This is a genomic window from Dactylosporangium sp. NPDC050688, assembly GCF_040654515.1.
Lineage (GTDB): Bacteria > Actinomycetota > Actinomycetes > Mycobacteriales > Micromonosporaceae > Dactylosporangium.
In genome coordinates this window covers 1-2,245 of record NZ_JBFAIC010000169.1, presented here as the reverse complement: position 1 = coordinate 2,245, position 2,245 = coordinate 1, and the positions used below count along the sequence as shown (strand labels likewise).

At 71.7% G+C, this 2,245-nt stretch carries 2 protein-coding genes; both read left to right on the top strand.

Annotated features, from left to right (window positions below):
* Positions 1-330 precede the first annotated feature (330 nt).
* Entirely contained in the window at positions 331-855 is a 525-nt protein-coding gene (locus tag AB0H83_RS51725) for an RNA polymerase sigma factor (RefSeq protein ID WP_360111409.1), read from the top strand.
* Positions 852-1,832, top strand: a complete 981-nt coding sequence (locus AB0H83_RS51720; protein WP_360111406.1) for a hypothetical protein — start codon at positions 852-854, stop codon at positions 1,830-1,832. Before AB0H83_RS51725 ends, AB0H83_RS51720 begins: the two co-directional genes overlap by 4 nt.
* The last annotated feature ends 413 nt before the right edge of the window (positions 1,833-2,245 follow it).

The window sequence follows — 2,245 nt, the reverse complement described above, 5'->3', positions numbered from 1 at the left end:
TGACCGGGCCGCCCGCCGAACCTAACCTTCGAGCCGGCATCGGCAGGATTGTAGGACCGTTCGCGCCCACATGATCGGGTGCGCACAATTCGGCACGAGCGCTCAGCCGACCGCGGATCTGTCCCGCCGGAACGGCGTACGGAGCGTGACGGTCTCGGGCAGGCTGTAGCGCGCGCTCGGCGGCAGATCCGTGCACTTCCCGCTCTGCGAAGGAGGCGACACCCCGCACGCTAACGTCGCTCAACGCGCCAGGTCGCCCGCTTGATCGGCATGCTGAGAACGCGATCTGCGCCCTGTTACCTTTCGCCGCCGGCGCACACAGAGAGGGACATGAACGTCGTCCACGAACGCGACGCCGACTGGTTCCGCAGCATCTACGCCCGGCACTACCAGGACGTCGTGCGCTACGGCGTGCGAAGGCTCGGCGGCACCGCCGCAGCGGAGGAACTCGCCCAGGAGGTCTTCCTGGTCGCTTGGCGGCGGCGGTGGGAGGTGCCGGCACGGACGCTGCCCTGGCTGTACGGCGTCGGGCGACGCCTGCTCGCCAACCACTGGCGCGCCGAGCGGGCCGCCCCACCAGCGCTCGAGCTGGGAGACGTGCCGGCGGCCGACCGGCACGACGGCATCGCTCGCCTCGTCGACGTACGCACCGCGCTGGCGCGGCTATCCGACGACGACCAGGAGATCCTGCGGCTCGTCGGCTGGGAGCAACTCTCCATGAGCGAGGCCGCCCTGGTCCTCGGCTGCGGCACCGCGACCGCGAAGGTCCGGCTGCACCTTGCCCGCCGGCGACTCACCGCCCTGCTGCGTGAACAGCCCGCAGCCGCACCCGTCCGGATCGGAGGAACACGATGAGCAAGCAGGTCCGTGCGCTACTGGAGAACGCCGATCCGGCCCGGGGTGTCGTCGTCGGTCACGGCGACGCCGAAGCGGTCCTGCGCCGCGCCGCCACCGACATCACATCCTACGAAGCCGTCCCGCCGCGCCGCACGACCCGCCGCGCCGTGCTCGCCGTGGCAGTCGCGGCCGTCGCCGTCGTCGCGGGCGCTGCAGGGCTCACGCTGCCCGGCCACCGCCCCGCTCCCGGGCCGATGCCGGGGCCTCCAGCGGTCCAGGGCTCATCCGGCACAGCGCCCAACTGCCTGGCCGCGCTCGCCGACCACCTCGCCCCGGCACCGTACGACGGCGGCACGGGCCGGTACGAATACTTGCACACCCGCAGCCGGGGCGGCTTCACCAGCGAGGTTCCTGGCAAGAGCACCTTCGCGTCGGCGGCGTGGGAGGTCGAGGTGAAGCTGTGGAACGCCGCCGACGGTTCGGGGCGGCGGGTCGCCGACCGCGGACCGGTGCAGTACCGGGACGAGGCGTCGCGCACGTTTTTCGCGGCACATCCCAAGATGCTGCGCGCCGCGCACGAGGATCGCACCTTCGCCGCCGGCGAGCGCGAGCTACGCCCGGTGCCCAAGGCAGAGCCGGCGGCGATGGCCGAGCAGCTGTACCAGCCGCGGGAGAACGGACCTTCGGCCGCGCTCGCCGGTGTCGCGGACCTCAACGCGACACGGATCCTCGACGCGGCGCACCGGGCCGCGGTACTGCGCTTCCTCGCCACCACGGACGGCGTCACCTGCGCCGGCGAGACGCAGACCGACCTGGGCACCGGGCTACTGGTGACGACGCCGATCGGCCAGGGGCCACACCCGAGCCCCGGCGACAACGGCTCCGAAGCGCTGCTGTTCGACACCCGCACCGGCGAACTCATGGCCTCGGGTACCGGACCCGGCCGTTGGGCCACCGTCTACCTCGACCGCGGCTACACCGATCAAACCGGCTGAGGGTGCTGCCGGCGCACTGTCATCGGCACGACGGGAAGCGTCGGCGTCGCCGGGGCGCGTCGCTCGCGGTGACGACCACGGTGCCGGTGCCGCGCGAGACCAGCGGCAGATCCGGACATCGTCGGTCAGTCGGCCCATACGCGGGCGCCGCGCGCTGTCTGGGCGTGGCGCAGCGTGTGGCCCAGCCTGGGGAGTACGTCCGTGACCATGGCTCGGGCGGTGGATTGCTCGGTCGGAGGGAATGCGATGCGGATCAGCCGCCCCTGCGGCCATTCGCTGTAACTGATCCGCCAGTTGCGAGCCGTGGCGAAGTGGTCCTTGTCAAGCCCCGGGTTTGATGGAGAGTTGGTTAGCTGGTTTTCGGGGATACGGTGACCGGCTGGGTCATCGTGTGTAGTGCCTCGTACTCGGCA